Here is a 19,618-nt window from a genome sequence, read left to right on the forward strand (position 1 = left end):
CCCGACCGGACAACCCGGCCCCGCCTGACTCCACTACGAGAAGAATGCTAGACGCGGGCGCTAAACCTCCACATGCACGCCACTTGCATTTCACCCCGCTAAAGCGCCCCTTAATCCCGTCGGATATCATTCTCCAGGATGACTGAAATCCCCTGATCCGGCTTTAGATTCGCGCTCTATGAACAATCCAGCGCCTCCCCGCCCGGATCCGGCAACGAGTCGTCGCCCGGCAGCGCACATCCTTCGCGGCCTGACCACCCCGGCGCCCCGGCCGCGCGTCCCCGCCCTCGCCGCGTACGCCTGCCTGCTGATCGGGCTGATCGACCTCGCGGCCGCCGTCTTCCCCGGCTTCCGCCACAGTCGGGTGCGCCTGCTGGCCGGTCAACTGCCCGGTGGCACCACCACGGTGACCGCGGTCGGCTCGCTGATGGTCGGCGTGCTGCTCGTGCTGCTGGCGCACGCGCTGCGCCGCCGCAAGCGGCGGGCCTGGCGGGCGGTGGTCGTGCTGCTCCCGGTGGGCGGGCTGCTGCACCTCCTGCGGTGGCACACCACCGCCACCGGTGTGATGTCGTTCGCGCTGCTCCTGGTGGTGCTGCTGTACCGGCGGGAGTTCTACGCGCTGTCCGACCCGCGCACCCGTTGGCGGGCGCTGCTGAGCTTCGTCGCGGTGGGCGGCGTCTCCCTCGTGCTGGGGCTGCTGATCACCAATGTGCACCCGGACTACGAGGCCGGCTCGCCCTCGCCGGAGGAGCGGCTGCGGCACACCGCGTACGGGCTCGTCGGAGTCGAGGGGCCGGTGCGCTACACCTCGGATCGGGTCGCGGACCTGGTCGGCTACTCACTCGGCGCGCTCGGTCTGATCACCCTGCTGACCACCTCCTACCTGTTCCTGCGGCCCGAGAAACCGCTGGCGGAGCTCTCCGCGGACGACGAGGCCCGGGTGCGTGAGCTGCTCGAACGGCACGGGGAACGCGACTCGCTGGGGTACTTCGCGCTGCGGCGTGACAAGAGCGTGCTGTTCTCGCCGACCGGCAAGGCCGCCATCGCCTACCGCGTCGAGTCCGGTGTGATGCTCGCCTCCGGCGACCCCATCGGCGACGTCGAGGCCTGGCCCGGAGCGATCAAGGCGTTCATGGACGAGGCCAGGCGGCACGCCTGGGTGCCCGCCGTGATCGGGTGCGGCGAAACCGGCGGCGAGGTGTGGACGCGCGAAGCGGGACTGGACGCCCTGGAGCTGGGTGACGAAGCGGTCGTGCACACGGCCGACTTCTCGCTGAGCGGGCGGGTCATGCGCAATGTGCGCCAGATGGTCAAACGCGTCGAGCGCAACGGCTACTCCTGCAAGGTCCGCCGGGTCCGCGACCTCGACGACGCGGAGCGGGCGCGGATCGCGGCCGCGGCGGCCCGCTGGCGCGGCACCGACATCGAGCGGGGCTTCTCCACCGCCCTCGGCCGCTTCGGTGACGCGGAGGACACCGGCTGCGTGGTGGTCACCGCACACCACTCCCCGGACGTCGGATCGGACGAGGCGGGCGGGAAGCCGGATGCCGACGACCTCGCCGCCGTGCTGCACTTCGCCCCCTGGGGCCCCGAGGGAATCTCGCTGGAACTGATGCGCCGGGACCGCGCCGCCGACCCCGGCCTCAACGAGCTGCTGATCGTCGCCGTTCTCCAGGCGGCGCCCGCCCTCGGGATACGCCGGGTCTCGCTCAACTTCGCGATGTTCCGCTCAGCCCTGGCCCGGGGAGAACGGCTCGGCGCGGGACCGGTGCTGCGGGCCTGGCGAGGGCTGCTCGTCCTGCTCTCGCGCTGGTTCCAGATCGAGTCGCTGTACAAGTTCAACGCCAAGTTCCAGCCGGAGTGGGTGCCGCGCTTCCTGGTCTTCCCGCACACCCGCGATCTGCCGCGGATCGGGCTCGCGGCGATGCAGGCGGAGGCCTTCATCACCCTCGGCCGGCCCCGGTGGGGCCGCAAGCCGCTGCGGCAGGGGCTCGCGGGGGCGGGAGCCGGTACGGCTCGTCCGGCCCCGCGAGCGGAGCGCGTCGCGGGGCCGGACGAGCCGTAGGGATGCGGTCAGCCCGTTCAGCAGGCGAGATGGGCGAGCGTGTGCTCTTCGAGGCCGGCGTCCCGGGCCAGGACCGACTGCTGCAACTGCCGCAGCCTGGGCCCCGGTTCGATGCCGATCTCGTCGATGAGGAAGCGCCGGATGCGGTTGTAGATCATGAGGGCTTCGGCCGGCCGGCCGCTGCGGTACAGCGCGAGCATGAGAAGACCGTGGAAGGTCTCCCGCATCGGCTGTTCGTCGATCAACCCGTAGAGCTCGCCGACCAGCGGCTTGTGCCGTCCCAGGAGCAGTTCCGTCTCGGCCCGCTCCTCCAGCGCTGCCGACCGCTTCTCGTCCAGCTGGTGGCCCAGGCTCTGCAATGCCGGAACCGTGGACAGGTCCGCCAGCGCCGGGCCGGTCCACAGCCCGAGTGCCCGGGAGAGCAGCTCCGAGGCCTCCTCCAGCCGGCCCACCGCCCGCAGCTCCCCGGCGCGCAGGCACAGCGATTCGAAGCTGTGCAGGTCCAGGGTGAACGGGGCGAGTTCCATCATGTAGCCGGGCGGCCTGGTCAGCAGCCCGGACACATCGAAGCCCGCACCCGCCAGATGCTTGCGGAGCCGGGAGACGTACACCTGCAGGGCGGTGGACGCGGTGCGCGGCGGCGCCCCCGACCAGAGGGAGTCGATGAGCTGCGACGCGGACAGTGGGCGGCCGTCGTTCAGGCACAACAGCGCCAGCAAGGCCCGGAGCTTCAACGCCTGCGGAGTGCGCGGCGTCCCGCCGTCCGTCTCCACTGCAAGTGCTCCGAGAACGCGAAAGTACACGATTCTTCTCATCCCCCCGGTCAGAAGACCCGGAATCCTCAGAACCGATGGTCCGGTGAGTCCGGGCATGGTGTGTGAAGAAAGCAGAAGTCGCGCCGACAGCCCCCGGCACAGGTGGACGACTGCACACCTTCACGCATGCGTCCCCCGCCGGCGCGCCCGAATTTCCGATGGCGACCCGAGGACACCGGGCCACCTGGATTCCCCCAAGCCGACCCGGCCTGGTATGCGCCGGGTCATGAATTCAGGACCCTATCACGCGCCGGATGGGCAACCCCGGCCCCGGCGGGAGGAACTCCGGACCGCCGGTTCGGACGCAAAGATTCCGCTTGAATCCATGGCTGACGGGCGAATTTCGAGCAATAGTCGAAGAACCAGACATACTGCCAGATTTCCGGATGGCGCTCATTGATAAAGGAATTCCACGGATTCGAGGTTCACTTGGGAGTCCACACCCGGGCCTGGAACCGGTCGACTTCCCTGACGGAAACTCAAGACGTTCCTGACCCGCCCGCCCATCACGGCCCCCTCCGCAGGAGGGCAACGGCGCGACCTGGCTGCGCTCGGTGGGCGGACGGCACCACTCGGCCGGGACGCTGCCGACAGCCCGGGGGCGAACCCCTCGTCATGTCCACTGGCGGGTGAATCTCGGCGCGGCGCCAGACCGGCGGGGCGCCTCATGCTCTACAGTTCCGATCGAAGTCCTGCACGTTTTGCCAGGTCAGGGCATCGTTTTTACTCATGCCCTGACGGCTGTTCGAGGTGGGGCGGGTGGGACTCGAACCCACGACCAAGGGATTATGAGTCCCCTGCTCTAACCGGCTGAGCTACCGCCCCGGTTCGCCGCGTGCGCCGGTCGTCGACCACGGCAGCAGCAGACGGCCCCGAAAGGACGTCCCGCGCAGCATAGCCGGTCGATCACCCGTGGTGCGCGCCGGGGGCGCGCACGGGTGCGCACAGGCGTGCGCCTGTCCTGATTGCGCAGTTCGGGTGGCGCCCGGACGGCCGCACGGGCAGCCTGGACGGATGACGACACGTGGGACGGGAGCCGCGGCCGGGGCGCTCGCGGTACTGCTGGCCGCGGCGGGCTGCACCACCTCGGCCGGGCCCGGCGGGGGCGCTCCGACGGTCAGCTCGGCTCCGGCCACCCGCTCCGCCCGCCCCTCCGGATCCGCCCCGGCCTCCGGCGGCGGCCACGGCTGGAGCCGGCAGCGGCTCAGGGGCGCCGTCGCCAGGCACACCGGGGTCACCCGCACCGCCAGGGCCACCGTGCTCAACGGCCTGGTCGGCGCCGTCTTCACCCGCAACGCGGACGGCGACCACTTCTGCACCGCCAGCGTCGTCGACAGCGCCGGGCTCAACCTCATCGTCACCGCCGCGCACTGCGTCTGGGACCCCCAACTCGGCCAGCGCAGCGACCTCGTCTTCGTCCCCGGCTACCGCAACGGCGACACCCCAAGCGGCGTCTGGCCGCTGATCGCCGTCACCGTCGACGACGGCTGGAAGGACCACGCCGACCCGGACGTGGACGTCGCCTTCGCGGTCGTCCAGGCCCAGAACGGGCAGCAGGTGCAGCAGGTGCTCGGCGCCAACAAGCTGGGCATCGGCCTCGGCTACCAGTTGCCCGTGCGGATCACCGGCTACCCCGGCACCAGCGACGTCCCGATCACCTGCGCCAACAACACCACCGAGCAGAGCTCCACCCAGCTGCGGATCGACTGCCCCGACTACACCGGCGGCACCAGCGGCAGCCCCTGGGTGACCGACTTCGACCCGAGCACCAGGACCGGCACCGTGGTCGGCGTGATCGGCGGCTACCAGCAGGGCGGCGACAGCCCGGACACCTCGTACAGCAGCTACTTCGGCGACCGCGTCCAGGCGCTCTACGACCGGGCCACCGGCTGACCGGAGGGGCGGCAGTGGCGCCGCCGGGCACGGCCTGATAGATCTTCCTCTCGAACGGCGGAACGCACGGACCCGGTGCCCGCCCCGAGGAACGAGACGGAGCCCCGATGGCCCCCCGCCCGGCACGGCCCCCGCGCGCCGCACGGACGGTCGCGCTGGCGGCCCTGCTGCTCGCCGCCGGAACCGCGTGCGACGGGGGCGAGCAGGACCAGGCGCCCGCCGCCGAGGTCGCGCAGCAGAGCAACACCCGCGACCGGATCGGCACCCTCTCGGTCCGCACCGCGCAGGGCCCCCGGGCCTGCACGGCGAGCGTCGTCCGCAGCCCCAGGCACAACCTGCTGGTCACCGCCGCGCACTGCGTGCAGAACCGCCGGATCGGCCTGCTGGACGGCCTGGTGTTCACCCCCGGCTACCGCAACGGCTTCATCCCGTACGGCAGTTGGCCGGTGAAGTCGATCACCGTCGACCCGCGCTGGGCGGACGACGACGACCCCGAGTACGACGTGGCCTTCGTCACCGTCGGCACGGTCGGCGGCAAGCAGGTCGAGGACGCCGTCGGCGGCAACCCGATCGCCACCGGCCAGGGCTTCGGGCTCGCCGTCTCGGTGACCGGCTACCCGAACGAGCGCGACGAGCCGATCACCTGCGCGGCCAGGACCCGCTCGCAGAGCCCGACCCAGGAGCGCTTCGACTGCGACGGCTACACCGACGGCACCAGCGGCAGCCCGTGGGTGACGGACAGCGGCGCGGTCGTCGGCGTGATCGGCGGCTACCAGGAGGGCGGCGAGACGGCCGGCACCTCCTACAGCGTCACCTTCGACCAGCGGGTCTCCGCGCTCTACCGGGAAGCGACCGCCTGAACCCGCGAGGCAATCGCCCGAACCCGGGGGCAACCGCCCAGCCCCGGGAGGCGGCCGCCCGGGCTCCGGAGGCGGCCGCCCGAGCCGCCCGGCCGTCGCGAGGTGACGAAGGCAACACGAAGGCCCCCCGGTCATCCGAGGGGCCTTCGCTCTGAGCAGTCACCGGGCGGACCCGATGAAGCTCCCGCATTTGGACTCGAACCAAAAACCTGCCGGTTAACAGCCGGCTGCTCTGCCAATTGAGCTATGCGGGATCGCGGTACCGAACTTCCGTACCACGGACGGGAGGAGGGCTCTTGCAAGACCTCTCCCGAGCTCCCCCAATTGGACTCGAACCAATAACCTGCCGATTAACAGTCGGCTGCTCTGCCAATTGAGCTATGGGGGATCGGCTTCCGCCTCGGCCCCCGGTTCCCCGGGCTCCTCGGCGCTCGCTGCGGGACATACATTAGCGCACTCGGGGGGGTGGTCCGCCAATCGCTTTCGCCGGACCGCCCCCGGGGCTCCCGCGCGGCCTCCCGCGCGGCGTGCCCGGCGCGCGCCCGGCACGGCCCCCGGGGATGCTGGGGGGCACGGACGGTTCGCCGTCCCGACGGACGGGTAGGGCAATGCGGCAGAAGGCCGCCAGGAGAGGGTGGATCCGATCATGTGGAAGCTGTCGTTGGCCGCGGGGTTCGCGGCCGGCTACGTCCTGGGCTCCAGGGCCGGGCGCCGGCGCTACGACCAGATCACGAAGGTCACCCGGCAGATCGCCCAGAACCCCACGGTGCAGGGCGCCGCAGACCGAGCCAGGCAGCAGGCCGGCGCGGTCGCCGGGAAGGCCGCCGGCGCCGTCGCGGACAAGGTCGGCGACCGGCTGCCGAACGCCGTCACCGACCGGGTGCCGTACTTCAACCGTTCCCGGGCCGAGGACGACGGCTGGGGTACCTTCCGCCCGTGACGGGACGGTGACGCCAGGGTGTACCGGGGCCCTGCGTCCCGTCCCGAACGGGCAACACCTCACCCGGCCCGGACGCGTCCCGGGCCGGGCTGAGGCATGATCTCGACATGGCCATCGTCGCGGGGATAGACAGCTCGACCAACCGCACCCGGATCGTCGCGTGCGACGCCGACACCGGCGCCGTCCTGCGCTCCGGCAAGGCGCCGCACCCCGTCCCCGAGGACCCGGACACCCGCCCCGGCGAGGCCGACCCGCAGCTGTGGCTGCACTCGCTCGGCGACGCCGCCGCCGGCGGCCTGCTGGAGGGCGTCCGGGCCATCGGCGTCAGCGCGCAGCAGCACGGCATGATCGGGCTGGACGCGGGCGGGGTGCTGGTCCGGCCGGCGATCCTCTGGAACGACCCGCGTTCCAGCGGCGCCGCCGCCAAGCTGCTGGACGCGCTCGGCGGCCCGGCCGCCTGGACCGCCGCGATCGGCGCCGTCCCCAGCCCGACCTACACCATCGCCAAGCTGCGCTGGCTGGCCGAGTTCGAGCCCGCCAACGCCCGCCGGGTGGCCGAGGTGCTGCTCCCGCACGACTGGCTGGTCTGGCAGCTCCTCGGCCACCCCAGGCGCCGCACCACCGACCGGGGCGACGCCTCCGGCACCGGCTACTGGTCCCCGATCACCGGCGAGTACCGGCAGGACCTGGTCGAGCTGGCGCTCGGCCACGAGCTGCGGCTGCCGGAGGTGCTCGACCCCGCCGAACCCGCCGGGCACACCCCCGAGGGCCTGCTGATCTCGGCCGGCACCGGCGACAACATGGCCGCCGCGCTCGGCCTCGGGCTGCGCCCCGGCGACGCGGTGGTCTCGCTCGGCAGCGCCGGAACGATCTTCGCCGTGCACGACCGGGCCGTGGTGGACGCCACCGGGCTGATCTCCTCCTTCGCCGACGCCGCCGGCCGCCACCTCCCGATGGTCGCCACCCTCAACGCCGCCCAGGTGCTCCGCGCCACCGCCGCCATGCTCGGCCGGGACCTGGACGGCCTGAGCGACCTCGCCCTGCACTCCTCCCCCGGCGCGTACGGGCTGGTGCTCCTCCCCTACCTGGACGGCGAGCGGACGCCGGCCCTCCCGCACGCGGCCGGCACCCTGACCGGCCTGCGGGCCGACTCGATGACGCCGCAGCACCTGGCCCGGGCCGCCGTCGAGGGCATGCTGTGCAACATCGCGGACGCCCTCGACGTGCTGCGCGCCCAGGGCGTCGCGGTGCGGCGGGTGTTCCTGCTCGGCGCGGCCGGGCGGCTGCCCGCCGTCCGGCACATCGCCCCGCCGCTGTTCGGCGTCCCGGTCGTGGTGCCGCCGCCGGGCGCCCACGCCGCCCGCGGGGCCGCCCGGCAGGCCGCCTGGGCGCTGGCCGGCACCCCGGAGCCGCCGGAGTGGGAGCTGCCGGACGCCGAGACCGTCGAGCCGGACGGGGAGCAGGACCTGGCGATCGGCTCGGCGGTGCGCCAGCAGTACCGCGCCGCCCGCGAACAGATCCACCCGGAGACGGCGGCCTGACCCCTGCTGCGGCGGCCCGACCTCGGCTGCGGCGGCCTCACCGGCCGGTGAAGATGCGTCACCCGGCGGCCGGTGGCAGCGTGGGACGGGACACGGCCACCGGCTCGAAGGGCGGCAGGACGCCATGGCGCTGCACAAGGGGGCCGGCAACGACCGCCGGCTGAGCATCGGTCCGCTGGTGGGCGCCGCCGACCCACTGGGCTCGATGAAGCTGGCACCGCCGCTGCACCGGCTCGGCGAGGGGCCCGTCACGGCCGACACCGCGTACCAGCTGATCCACGACGAGCTGATGCTGGACGGCAACGCCCGGCTCAACCTGGCGACCTTCGTCACCACCTCGATGGAGGCGCAGGCCACCCGGCTGATGACCGAGTGCCTGGACAAGAACATGATCGACAAGGACGAGTACCCGCAGACCGCCGAACTGGAGCGGCGCTGCGTGGCGATCCTCGCCGACCTCTGGCACGCCCCCGACCCGGACGCCGCGGTCGGCTGCTCCACCACCGGCTCCAGCGAGGCCTGCATGCTGGCCGGCATGGCGCTCAAGCGCCGCTGGATGCACCGCAACGCCGAGCGCTACGCGGCCGGGGCCCGGCCCAACCTGGTGATGGGCGTCAACGTGCAGGTGTGCTGGGAGAAGTTCTGCACCTTCTGGGAGGTCGAGGCCCGCACCGCGCCCATGGAGGGCGAGCGCTTCCACCTCGACGCCGAGCACGCGGTCGCCCTGTGCGACGAGGACACCATCGGCGTGGTCGGCATCCTCGGTTCCACCTTCGACGGCTCCTACGAGCCGATCGCGGAGATCTGCGCGGCCCTGGACGACCTCCAGCAACGCACCGGCCTCGACGTCCCGGTGCACGTGGACGGCGCCTCCGGCGGCATGGTGGCGCCCTTCCTCGACCCCCAGGTGGTCTGGGACTTCCGGCTGCCCCGGGTCGCCTCGATCAACAGCTCCGGGCACAAGTACGGCCTGGTCTACCCCGGCGTCGGCTGGGCCCTGTGGCGCGACCAGGAGGCGCTGCCGGAGGAACTGGTCTTCCGGGTCAACTACCTCGGCGGCGAGATGCCGACCTTCGCGCTCAACTTCTCCCGCCCCGGCGCCGAGGTCGTCGCGCAGTACTACGTCTTCCTGCGGCTCGGCCGGGACGGCTTCCGGGCCGTCCAGGGCGCCTGCCGCGAGGTCGCCATCCACCTGTCCGAAGCGATCGGGCAGTTGGGCGGCTTCCGGCTGCTGACCCGCGGCGACCAGTTGCCGGTCTTCGCCCTCACCACCGCCGACGACGAGCCGTTCGACGTGTTCGACGTCTCGCGGCGGCTGCGCGAGCGCGGCTGGCAGGTGCCCGCGTACACCTTCCCCGCGAACCGGACGGACCTGTCGGTGCTCCGGGTGGTCTGCCGCAACGGCTTCTCGCTGGACCTCGCCGACCTGCTGCTGGCCGACCTCTCCCGGCTGCTGCCGGAGCTGCGGCGCCAGCCCGGCCCGCTCAAGGAGCTCGGGGTGCCGGCCCGGTCGGGCTTCCACCACTAGGGCGGGTGTCCGCCGGCGCGTGAACGCGGTGGGGAGTGAACGCGGTGGGGCGTGATCACGGCGGGGAGGGCGCTTCGTAGCGTCCTCCCCGCCGTGCGTCCCGGACGAGCCGGGGCAGCCTCCCCCCGCGAGGCTGCCCCGGTCGGTGGGGGAATCGGGACGTGCTGCCGGAGCGGGGACCGGTGACCGGTCCGCGTCCGAACGACGCCGTCGGGCGGCGAACCGCGCCGACCAGAGAACTGTGCACGACGGACACGTGCACATGCGAGCGTTCCCGGGGGTTGTGAGACACTTCCGTCCGTCTCAGCGCCATGACCTGGGGTTTGGGACGCCGGACCGATGGGTTTGGAGAAGCGGAGACACCCGGACGGCCCCGGCCGGAGCCCGTTCCGCTCCCCCCGTCCCCCGTTCCCGTCTCGCACCGTTGGAAGGCCCCATGGGTTCCGCCTGGAAGAACCTGCCCGAAGAGCTGTCCGGACCCGCCCGGCTCCTGGCCGAGGAGCTCCGGGTCATCAAGGACGCCGCCGGACTCTCGCTGTCCGAGCTGGCCGCCCGGACGCACTACAGCCGGGCCTCCTGGGAGCGCTGGCTGAACGGCAAGCGGGTCATCACCGGGCAGGCGCTGGAAGCGCTGACCAGGGCGGTGGACTGCGACGGCCCGGCCCTGCGGGCGCTGTGGGAGCGGGCCGTGGCGGGGCCCGAGGAGGACGGCGAGCCCGCCGCCCCGGAGGAACCCGCCGCGCCGACGGCGCCCGAGCAGGCCCCGGCGGCGCAGACCCCGACGGCACAGCCCCCGACGGACCGGACCGGCGCGCCCGCCACACCCGCGGCCTCCGCCCCACCTGCCGCCTCCGACGTGACCGACGTGACCGACCTGCTCGACCTGACCGCCGCACCCGGCGAGCCCGGCGGCGCCGGGCCGGCACCCGTGCCGTGGTGGCGGCGCCCGGCGACGCTGCTGGCGGGCGCCGCCCTGCTGGCGGCCCTGCTGGTGCTGGTCGGCCTGCGGGCCACCCGGCACCAGGAGCAGCCGCAGACCGTCGCCGAGCCCGTCCCGACCGCCACCACGGCCAAGCCCGCCCCGGGCGCTCCCGTCTGCCAGGCCGTCGGCTGCGCGCACAAGGACCCCAAGGCCACCGGCTGCGGCAAGGACGCCCGGACCCTGCAGACCGACGTCATCGGCAAGGTCGTCGTCTACCTCCGGTACAGCCAGACCTGCCAGGCGGCCTGGGCGGCGATCACCGAGGGCGAGCCGAACGACTACGCGACCATCAGCGACGACTCCGGCCAGAGCGAGACGGCGCTCATCCACTGGGGCTACGACAACTACTCGTCGATGCTGGACGCGGCCGACCCGGCCGTCACCTTCCAGGTCTGCGGGTACCAGCCGGCCGGGCACGTCTGCACCTCGCCCGTCTCCGGCCTGGCCGCCGTGGTGGCCTCCACCCCGATCCCGATCGGCCCCGCCTCACCGCCCCCGGGCACCGGCCCGGACGCGGCGGCCACCGACCCGCCCTCCCCGGCACAGCCGACCGACGCGCAGCCCGCCGGCGCGCAGCCCGCCAGTGCACAGCCCTCCCCGGGCCGGTCCTAGGCCAGTCCTAGGCCGGTCCCGCCCGCCCCCGGCGGGCCGCTCAGTCGAGGTACCCGCGCAGTTGCGCCGCGAAGGCGTGGTCGCGGAGCTTGATCAGCGTCTTCGACTCGATCTGGCGGATCCGCTCCCTGGTCACGCCGAACACCGTGCCGATCTCCTCCAGCGTGCGCGGGCGGCCGTCGTCCAGCCCGTAGCGGAGCTGGACGACCTGGCGCTCCCGCTCGCCCAGGGTGGCCAGGACGGCGTCCAGGTGCTGGCGCAGCAGCAGGAAGGTGGCGGACTCCGCGGGTGAGGCGGCGTCGGCGTCCTCGATCAGGTCGCCGAGCGCGACGTCGTCCTCCTCGCCGACCGGGGTGTGCAGCGAGATCGGCTCCTGGGCCAGCCGGAGCAGTTCGCGCACCCGTTCCTCGGTCAGCTCCAGGACGGCGGCGATCCCGGCCGGGGTCGGTTCCAGCCCGCGCTCCTGCAGCAGGGCTCGCTGCACCCGGATCACCCGGTTGATCAGCTCGACCACGTGCACCGGCACCCGGATCGTCCGGGCCTGGTCGGCCAGCGCCCGGCTCATCGCCTGCCGGATCCACCAGGTCGCGTACGTGGAGAACTTGTAGCCGCGGGCGTAGTCGAACTTCTCCACCGCCCGGATCAGGCCCAGGTTGCCCTCCTGGACCAGGTCCAACAGGGTCAGTCCGCGGCCGACGTAGCGTTTGGCGACGGACACCACCAGCCGCAGGTTCGCCTCGATCAGCCGGCGTTTGGCGATCCGGCCGCGCACCACCAAGGTGTCCAGTTCACGGGCCAGCGGGTCGGGCGGCGGGGGGTCGCCGTTCAACCGCTCCTCGGCGAACAGTCCTGCCTCGACCCGGCGGGCCAGCTCCACCTCCTCGGCGGCGGTGAGCAGGCGGACCCGGCCGATCTCGCGCAGGTACTGGCGGAGCAGGTCCGGTGCCGGGCCGGCGTCGCCCTCGGCCGGCGGGCGGGGCTCCTCCTCGTCCCCGTCGTCGGGCTCCGGGTCCTCCGCCTCGGGCTCCGGGTCGTCGGCGTCGGGGTCCGTCTCCGGGGCCTCGGGGTGGCCCTCCGGCGCGCCTCGGGCGCCGTCCGGGGGCGCGGCCCCGGCCCGGCCGTGGTCCGCCTCCCGTTCCCCGGGCGGTGCGGCGCTCAGCGCGCCGGCCGGTGCGGCGGTCGGGCTGGAGGTCGGTGCGGCGGTCGGTGCGGCGGTCGGGCTGGAGGTCGCGGCGAAGCCTCGGTCCACGGGCATCCCTCGGGGCGGGCGCGACTCTGGCGGACCCGCGCTGAACGGAGGTGGGACGCCCTCCAGTGTGCGGTACGCCACACTCCGTGGCCGAGACTCGTGCGCCGACTTTCTGGGCCGCTCCCCCGGCCCCGCCGCGCTCCTACAGCCCCGCCGCGCCCTGGCTGCGGAGCTGCTGGCCGTACTGCTGGAGCTGCCACAGCTCGGTCTGCACCGCGTGCTGCTGCTCGGCGTCGGCCCGGTGGCCGAGCCGCTGCAGGTAGCCGCGGACCTCGGCGATCCGCCGGTCCACCGCCAGCAGGCGCAGCTTGACCAGGAACTCCCCCGCGTAGACCGCGTCCACCTTCCGGCGGGAGCGCACCGGCTCGACGGTCAGCTCGGTGACCAGCGAGCGCACCTGGTCGTCCGGGGCCGCCTCGCGCACCGCGCTGGTGAAGTCGGGCAGCGTCGCCCCGTACGCGGCGCCGCCGGCCTTGGCGATGGCCTGCCGGACGGCGGTGTACGGCAGGGTGGGGAACTCGTCCTCGCCGTAGTGGTCGAAGGCCGGGCTGACCAGGTCCGGGTGCTGGAGCGCCAGCTTGAGCAGCTCCCGCTCGACGAACTGGGCCGGGTCGCGCGGGTTGAGCCGGAAGGCGGGCTGCGCCGGGCGCACCGGCGCGGGCTCGACGCGGCGGCCGCGGTCGGCGCCCCGGGGGTTCTGCTGGCGCTCGCGGTCCCAGCGGGCCAGCTGGGAGACCCGGCGGACGACGAAGGGCTCGTCCAGGATGCCGAGCATGCCGGCCAGGCGGACGGCGTACTCGTGCTGGATCGAGCGGTCCTTGATCTTGGCGACGATCGGGGCCGCCTCCTCCAGGGCCGCCGACCGCCCCTCCGGCGTCTCCACCCGGTGCTTGGACACCGCCGAGACCAGCGCGAACTCGAACAGCGGGACGGGGTTGTCGATCAGCTGCTTGACGGCCTCGTCGCCCTGGGCCAGGCGCAGCTCGCACGGGTCCATGCCGCCCGGGCTGACCGCGATGGAGGTCTTCGCGGCGAACTTCTGGTCGTCCTCGAAGGCCCGCAGGGCGGCCTTCTGGCCGGCCGCGTCGCCGTCGAAGGTGAAGACCGTCTCGCCGCGGTACTGCGAGGTGTCCATCAGCAGCCGACGGATGATCTTGATGTGGTCCTCGGCGAAGGCCGTACCGCAGGTGGCCACCGCCGAGGTGACCCCCGCCAGGTGGCAGGCCATCACGTCGGTGTAGCCCTCGACCACGACCGCGCGGCCCGACTTGGCGATCTCCTTCTTCGCCAGGTCGATGCCGTACAGCACGTGCGACTTCTTGTAGATCGGCGTCTCGGGGGTGTTCAGGTACTTCGGGCCGTTGTCGTCCTCGCGCAGGCGGCGGGCGCCGAAGCCGACCACCTCGCCCGCAATGTCCCGGATCGGCCAGACCAGCCGGCCCCGGAAGCGGTCGATCAGGCCGCCGCGCTGGCCCTGCGAGGCCAGGCCGCCGAGCAGGATCTCCTTGTCCGTGAAGCCCTTGCCGCGCAGGTAGCGGACGAGGTGCTCCCAGCCCACCGGGGCGTAGCCGACGCCGAAGGTCTTCGCGGCCTCCTCGTCGAAGCCGCGCTCGGCCAGGAAGCGGCGGCCGATCTCCGCCTCCGCCGAGGCCAGCTGCTCCCGGTAGTAGGCGGCGGCCACCTTGTGCGCCTCGACCAGGCGGGTCCGCTCGCCCTGCTGGTGGCGGGGGCTGTAGCCGCCCTCCTCGTAGCGCAGGGTGATGCCGGCCTGGGCGGCCATCCGCTCGACGGCCTCGGCGAAGGTGAAGTGCTCGATCTTCATCAGGAAGGCGATGGTGTCGCCGTTCTCCTGGCAGCCGAAGCAGTGGAAGACGCCCTTGGCGGGGTTCACGTAGAACGAGGCGGACTTCTCGTCGTGGAAGGGGCAGACGCCCTTGTACTCGCCGCCGCCACCGTTGGTGAGCTGAACGTAGTCGCCGACCACGGCGTCGATCGGCAGTGCGCTGCGCACCGCTTGTACGTCTTCGTCCCTGATCCGCCCGGCCACCCCGGAAGTCTACTGGGGTGGCCGGGGTTTCCCGGCGGTCCGGTCGCGCCGGGACCGTTGCACCGCGCGCGGTCGGGCGCCGGGCGGTTGCGCCCGAGCGGCCGGACGCCGGGCGCCGGGGCCCGCGGGCGGTCAGGCCCAGGAGGCGCCGACGAGCCTGGCGTGCAGGGCGAGGGCGGAGGCGTCGGTGAGGGTGGCGATCTGGTCGATGACCGCGCGCAGCGCGGCCCGGTCGTCCTCGGCCTCGCGGTAGAGCGCGCCGAACACCGGGTCCAGGCCCTCGGGGGCGCGCTGGGTCAGCACGTACGCCAGCTCGGCGATCACGATCCGCTGGCGGGCCCGCAGCTGGGCCTGCTCGTCGCGCTGCATCACGTAGCGGACGGCGACCGCCTTGAGCACCGCGACCTCCAGCCGGACGCCCCGCGGCACCACCAGCTCGGCCGTGTACCGGGTGAGCCGGCCGGGGCCGTAGCGGGCCCGGGTGGCCTGCTCGGCGGCCAGGCAGAAACGGCCGATCAGCTGGCTGGTGAGGTCCTTCAGCCCGGCCCGGGCACGGGCCGTGCCGTCGTACTCCTGGGGCCACCGGTCCTGGGCGAGCAGCCGGTCGAGGGCGGCGGCCAGCTCCTCCGGCTCGGCGTCCGGGGCGTAGCGCTCGGCGACCTTGAAGAGTTCGGCCCGCTCGCTCGGCGCCCGCAGCGCGGCCGGGTCGATGTGGCCGGCCTGGAGGCCGTCCTCGACGTCGTGGGTCGAGTACGCGACGTCGTCGGACCAGTCCATGACGGTGGCCTCGAAGCACTTGCGCCCGGCCGGGGAGCCGGCCCGCAGCCAGCGGAACACCGGCAGGTCGTCGGCGTAGACGCCGTACTTGGGCGAGGCCGGGTCGGCGGGGTGGGCGCCGCGCGTCCACGGGTACTTGGTGGCGGCGTCGAGGGCGGCGCGGGTCAGGTTGAGGCCGACGCTGCGGCCGGGCCAGGGGGCGAGCCGGGCGGCGGGGTGCTCACCCTCCGGGGCGAAGCGCTTGGGTTCGAGCCGGGTGAGGATGCGCAGCGACTGCGCGTTGCCCTCGAAGCCGCCGCAGGCCTCGGCGGCCTGGTCGAGCGCCTCCTCGCCGGTGTGGCCGAACGGCGGGTGGCCGATGTCGTGGGCCAGGCAGCCGGCCTCCACGAGGTCCGGGTCGCAGCCCAGGGCGGCGCCCAACTCCCGCCCCACCTGGGCGCATTCGAGGGAGTGGGTGAGCCTGGTGCGGGGGAAGTCGCTGCGCATCGGGGCGACCACCTGGGTGGTGCCGGCCAGCCGCCGCAGCGCCGCCGAGTGCAGCACCCGGGCGCGGTCGCGCTGGAACGCCGTGCGGCCGGGGCGCTTGTCCGGTTCGGGGACCCAGCGGGCCTCGGCGGCGTGGTCGTACGGGAGCGGGGCGGCGGCGAGGCGGTGCGCGGTGTCATCCATATGCCCTTCACGGTACGCCGCGCCCCCGACAGCCGGGGTGTGCCGCGCACGAAGGGGCGTGGGCCGGAGCGTGAATCCTGCGGTACGCGCTGGTGTCCGCCCCGGCCCGCTGCCTGCCGTACGGCCTCAGCCGCGGACGGCCTTGAGGACGACGGCGGCCACCGCCTCCTGCCCCTTGGCGTTGGGGTGGATCGCCGCCAGGCCCGGGGCCGGGAAGGGCGGTTCGACCCAGCGGGTGGCCTGGCCCGCGCACATGTCGTGCCCGGCCGAGGGGGCGGCCGCGTCCACGAACACCGCGCCGGCGCCCTCCGCCCGCCGCTTGAGCATGCCGTTGAGCTGCTGCTCCTTCTCCGAGAGGAAGCCCAGGTCCCCCGCCGCGACCGCCTTGCCCAGCACCGGCCGGCAGCTCGCCGGGTCGGACGGGAGCAGCGTCGGGTACCCGATCACGTACACCCGGGCCTGCGGGGAGCGGTGCTTGATGTCCTGCAGGATCCGGCCGAGTTGCTCACCGGCCGCGTCGACCTTGCGCTGCACCTCGTCCGTCCCGCCGGAGGCGTAGTGCTCGCGGCAGGGCGAGGAGGCGCGGGTGGCGCCCACGATGCCCTTCACCGCGTCCACCAGGTTCTCCTTGGCGCACTCCTTGACGACCTCCATGAAGCCCGCGTCGTTGCCGCCGATGCCGACCGTCACCAGGCGGGTGGCCGCGTTCAGCGCGTCCAGCTGGGGCGGGTTGGTGCCGTGGTCGGTCTCCTGGGCGCCGGTCAGGTCCCCGGTGCGGGCGCCGCTGCAACTGACGTCCTGGAACTGGCCGGCCGGCAGCCCGAGCCCCTTCGCCACCAGGGACGGGTAGTTGGCCCCCGAGCGGGAGCAGCCCTTCGGCTCGCCCACCTGCGGGGCGAGCTTCAGGCCGGCGGTGTACGAGTCGCCGAGGGCCACGTACGGGCCGTTCGGCGGGGGCGTGGTCTTGGCGTTCTTGGCGGGCAGCGCGCCCGCGAAGCCGTCCGCCCCGCCGTCCGCGGGGGTGCACCCGGCGAGCAGCAGCGCGGCGAGCCCGGCCGTCAGGGCGACGGCCGGGCGGATGGTCCTGGACATGGTCGTGGGCATGGCATCCCCCCGGGGGATAGGCGTCACGGGCAGCTCCGTACGGCGGCGCGTCCCCCGACGCCGCCACCACCAACGAACGGGGCCCGCGAATGACTCCCGTGACTCCCGGCGCCGTCGCCGACCCGGCCGGTTCCCGCCCCTGCGAGGCCGATTCCGTGCCGGACCTACTCCCCGCCCGGGTCTACCCCCCGCCCCGGCCCACTCCGGGCCTACTCCGCGCCGCGCTCGTGCTCGGCCAGGAACTGCTCGAAGCGCCGCCCCAGCTCGTCCGCCGACGGCAGGTCCACCGGCTCGGCCAGCAGGCTCTCCCGGCCCTCCGCCCCCGCCACCGCGTCGTACTGGCCCTCCATGCCGCGGATCGCCGAGCGCAACTCGCCGTCCCCGTGCGCCAGCTGCTCCTCGATGTCGGCGTACACCTCGCCGACCCGCTCGCGCAGCCGGGTGCCCGGCAGCACCAGGCCGGTGGCGGACTGCACCGCCTCCAGGATCAGCACGGCGGCCGCCGGGTACTCCGAGCGCGCCACGTAGTGCGGGACGTGCACGGCGAAGCCCAGCACGTCGTGCCCGGCCTCGGCCAGGCGGTACTCCAGCAGCGCCTGGGCGCTGCCCGGGACCTGCGCCTGCTCGAACCACTGCGGGTAGCCGGCCGCCAGGTCGAGCCGGTTGCCGTGCGGGGTCAGGCCGACCGGGCGGGTGTGCGGCACGCCCATCGGGATGCCGTGGAAGTCCACCGCCAGCCGGACCTCGAAGCGCTCCACCAGCTCGCGGACGGCGCCGGCGAAGCGCTCCCACTCGACGTCCGGCTCGGGGCCGGTGAGCAGCAGGAACGGCGCGCCCGCGCCGTCGCGGACGAGCTGGAGCAGGATCTCCGGCGGCTCGTAGGACGACCACTGGTCCCGGTCGAAGACCATCGCGGGGCGGCGCGCCCGGTAGTCGACCAGGCGGTCGTGGTCGAAACGGGCCACCACCTGCGGCGATCCCGTCTCCAGCAGGTGGGCCACCACCTGGCCGCCGGCCTCGCCGGCGTCCATGAAGCCCTCGAAGTGCTGGAGCAGCACGAGGCCCGCACCGGTGTCGCGCAGCTCCGCGGTGGCCGCGGCCACCGCGGCCACGCCCTGCTGATCCAGCTCGTACAGCGCCTGGAAGTCACGCACCGCGCACCCAACCCCGTTCTCTACTCGTCACGACGTACCGGCTTCTCGTCCTCTCCAGCGTGCCGGGCACCGCCGGAATTCCCGACCCGCCCGGCGGCGGGTCCGACGGCCTCTCCGGACCGCTCCGGACCATGATCGCACCCGGGTGGAAAGCCCCTGGTCACGGGTGTTCAACGGCCCGTCCGGGGGCGGGTCGCAGCAGCCCGCACCGCCATTCGCGTGCCGCGAAGTGACGCACCGCCTTCTGACGGGTATCGTCCTCTCGCTGCCTCGCATCGTCGCGTCGTCGTCACGTCGTCCCGTAACGCCGTCGGCCACGTCCCGGACCGGTGCTCGGCCAGCCCACACGACGCATCTTGCCTTCATCTGGCCGCCTGTTTCCTTCGCGCTCCCGTTTCCTCATCGGCCATCTCGCGGACGCACACTGTCCCCTCGCTCATCCCCGCCGGACCGGTCCGTGGACCCGAGTCCGTTCCGGCACCGCGCTGCCCGCCTCCGGGCCGCCGCCCCCGCCCCGCCCGACCGGCTCTCCGGCGTGCGCGGGTACCGGCGGGCGTGCTCCGGGGCCGGGGCGACTGTCCCTGCCTCCCGAGCCGTACCCCGGCACGGTGGGCACCCTCCGACCGATGAAGGACCGAAGGTTCCGTGCCCGTACCTGTCATCCTCACCGGCCGCACCGTGCGGCTGGAGCCCCTCGCCGCGCACCATGCCTCGGCCATCGCCGAGGCCGGCGCCGAAGACCGTACGACCTACGCCTTCACGCCCGTCCCGCACGGCCTCGAAGCGGCCCGCGACTACATCGCGCGCGCCCTCGCCGACCAGGCCGCGGGCCGGTCGCTGCCGTTCGCGACGGTGAACGTGGCAACCGGCCGGGTCGTCGGCTCCACCCGTTTCCTGGAACTCGACTACTGGCAGGGGCCGATGGTCTGGCCGCCGGCGCCCGGGGTGCCGTTCGGCGACCCGGCCACGGCCGTCCCGGACGCCGCCGAGATCGGCAACACCTGGCTCTCGCCGCGCGCCCAGGGCACCGGCATCAACACCGAGGCCAAGCTGCTGATGCTGCGCCACGCCTTCGAGACCTGGGGGGTGCAACGGATCTCGCTGCGCGCCGACGCCCGCAACCAGCGCTCGCGCACCGCCATCGAGCGGCTCGGCGCCACCTCCGAGGGCGTCCGCCGGGCCCACTCGCGCGGGCTCGACGGGGTGGTGCGCTCGACCGCGTTCTACTCGATCCTCGACGACGAGTGGCCCGCGGTGCGGGACATCATCGAGCTGCGGATCGCCGCCGCCACCTCTCCCAGCGCCCCGGATCCGGCGATCAACCAGGAGTGCCTTAGACACGGCGGCGGCCCCGGGCACCTGATCACGGCCTGAAGCGGACG

At 73.7% G+C, this 19,618-nt stretch carries 14 protein-coding genes and 3 tRNA genes; 8 read left to right on the forward strand and 9 right to left on the reverse strand.

Annotation, left to right across the window (positions count from 1 at the left end; genetic code table 11):
- Nucleotides 1-178 precede the first annotated feature (178 nt).
- Nucleotides 179-2,065, forward strand: coding sequence for a phosphatidylglycerol lysyltransferase domain-containing protein (locus tag OG556_RS10340; RefSeq protein ID WP_371516857.1), 1,887 nt, complete (start codon nt 179-181; stop codon nt 2,063-2,065).
- Nucleotides 2,066-2,082: 17 nt separating this feature from the next.
- Here OG556_RS10340 and OG556_RS10345 read toward each other — a convergent pair whose 3' ends face one another.
- Together OG556_RS10345 and OG556_RS10350 are read right to left on the reverse strand one after the other, a co-directional pair.
- Entirely contained in the window at nt 2,083-2,838 is a 756-nt protein-coding gene (locus OG556_RS10345; RefSeq protein WP_371516858.1) for a BTAD domain-containing putative transcriptional regulator, read from the reverse strand.
- A gap of 793 nt (nt 2,839-3,631) precedes the next feature.
- Nucleotides 3,632-3,705, reverse strand: a tRNA-Ile gene (locus OG556_RS10350).
- A 189-nt stretch (nt 3,706-3,894) separates the two neighbouring features.
- Here OG556_RS10350 and OG556_RS10355 point away from each other — a divergent pair.
- Together OG556_RS10355 and OG556_RS10360 are read left to right on the forward strand one after the other, a co-directional pair.
- Entirely contained in the window at nt 3,895-4,773 is an 879-nt protein-coding gene (locus tag OG556_RS10355; protein WP_371516859.1) for a serine protease, read from the forward strand.
- Nucleotides 4,774-4,880: 107 nt separating this feature from the next.
- Nucleotides 4,881-5,633 (forward strand): serine protease, encoded by a 753-nt coding sequence (locus OG556_RS10360; RefSeq protein ID WP_371516860.1) that lies wholly within the window; start codon nt 4,881-4,883, stop codon nt 5,631-5,633.
- A gap of 181 nt (nt 5,634-5,814) precedes the next feature.
- Here the strand turns inward: OG556_RS10360 and OG556_RS10365 are convergent.
- Both OG556_RS10365 and OG556_RS10370 read right to left on the reverse strand, forming a co-directional pair.
- Nucleotides 5,815-5,887: transfer RNA gene (locus OG556_RS10365), tRNA-Asn, on the reverse strand.
- 61 nt (nt 5,888-5,948) lie between these two features.
- Nucleotides 5,949-6,021, reverse strand: a tRNA-Asn gene (locus OG556_RS10370).
- Between the two features lie 246 nt (nt 6,022-6,267).
- Here OG556_RS10370 and OG556_RS10375 point away from each other — a divergent pair.
- The 4 genes from OG556_RS10375 (at nt 6,268) to OG556_RS10390 (ending at nt 11,236) form a co-directional block, all read left to right on the forward strand.
- A complete protein-coding gene (locus OG556_RS10375; RefSeq protein ID WP_350878155.1) occupies nt 6,268-6,573 on the forward strand; it encodes a hypothetical protein in 306 nt (101 codons plus the stop codon).
- A gap of 107 nt (nt 6,574-6,680) precedes the next feature.
- Nucleotides 6,681-8,114, forward strand: a complete 1,434-nt coding sequence (locus OG556_RS10380; protein WP_371516861.1) for an FGGY family carbohydrate kinase — start codon at nt 6,681-6,683, stop codon at nt 8,112-8,114.
- 124 nt (nt 8,115-8,238) lie between these two features.
- A complete protein-coding gene (locus tag OG556_RS10385) occupies nt 8,239-9,642 on the forward strand; it encodes a glutamate decarboxylase (protein WP_371516862.1) in 1,404 nt (467 codons plus the stop codon).
- A gap of 436 nt (nt 9,643-10,078) precedes the next feature.
- On the forward strand, nt 10,079-11,236 hold the full coding sequence (locus OG556_RS10390; protein ID WP_371516863.1) for a DUF2690 domain-containing protein: 1,158 nt from the start codon (nt 10,079-10,081) through the stop codon (nt 11,234-11,236).
- A 40-nt stretch (nt 11,237-11,276) separates the two neighbouring features.
- Here OG556_RS10390 and OG556_RS10395 read toward each other — a convergent pair whose 3' ends face one another.
- The 5 genes from OG556_RS10395 to OG556_RS10415 all read right to left on the reverse strand — a co-directional run bounded on the left by OG556_RS10395 (nt 11,277) and on the right by OG556_RS10415 (nt 18,236).
- On the reverse strand, nt 11,277-12,491 hold the full coding sequence (locus OG556_RS10395; protein WP_371516864.1) for an RNA polymerase sigma factor: 1,215 nt from the start codon (nt 12,489-12,491) through the stop codon (nt 11,277-11,279).
- A gap of 136 nt (nt 12,492-12,627) precedes the next feature.
- Nucleotides 12,628-14,532, reverse strand: a complete 1,905-nt coding sequence (gene dnaG / locus OG556_RS10400) for a DNA primase (RefSeq protein WP_350878164.1) — start codon at nt 14,530-14,532, stop codon at nt 12,628-12,630.
- A 132-nt stretch (nt 14,533-14,664) separates the two neighbouring features.
- A complete protein-coding gene (locus tag OG556_RS10405) occupies nt 14,665-15,978 on the reverse strand; it encodes a deoxyguanosinetriphosphate triphosphohydrolase (RefSeq protein ID WP_371516865.1) in 1,314 nt (437 codons plus the stop codon).
- Between the two features lie 126 nt (nt 15,979-16,104).
- A complete protein-coding gene (locus OG556_RS10410) occupies nt 16,105-17,070 on the reverse strand; it encodes an SGNH/GDSL hydrolase family protein (protein ID WP_371516866.1) in 966 nt (321 codons plus the stop codon).
- Between the two features lie 221 nt (nt 17,071-17,291).
- Nucleotides 17,292-18,236 (reverse strand): PAC2 family protein, encoded by a 945-nt coding sequence (locus OG556_RS10415; protein WP_371516867.1) that lies wholly within the window; start codon nt 18,234-18,236, stop codon nt 17,292-17,294.
- 645 nt (nt 18,237-18,881) lie between these two features.
- Here OG556_RS10415 and OG556_RS10420 point away from each other — a divergent pair.
- Nucleotides 18,882-19,610 (forward strand): GNAT family N-acetyltransferase, encoded by a 729-nt coding sequence (locus tag OG556_RS10420; RefSeq protein ID WP_371516868.1) that lies wholly within the window; start codon nt 18,882-18,884, stop codon nt 19,608-19,610.
- The last annotated feature ends 8 nt before the right edge of the window (nt 19,611-19,618 follow it).

Origin of the sequence: Kitasatospora sp. NBC_01300 (assembly GCF_041435235.1) — a bacterium.
Taxonomy (GTDB): Bacteria; Actinomycetota; Actinomycetes; order Streptomycetales; family Streptomycetaceae; genus Kitasatospora.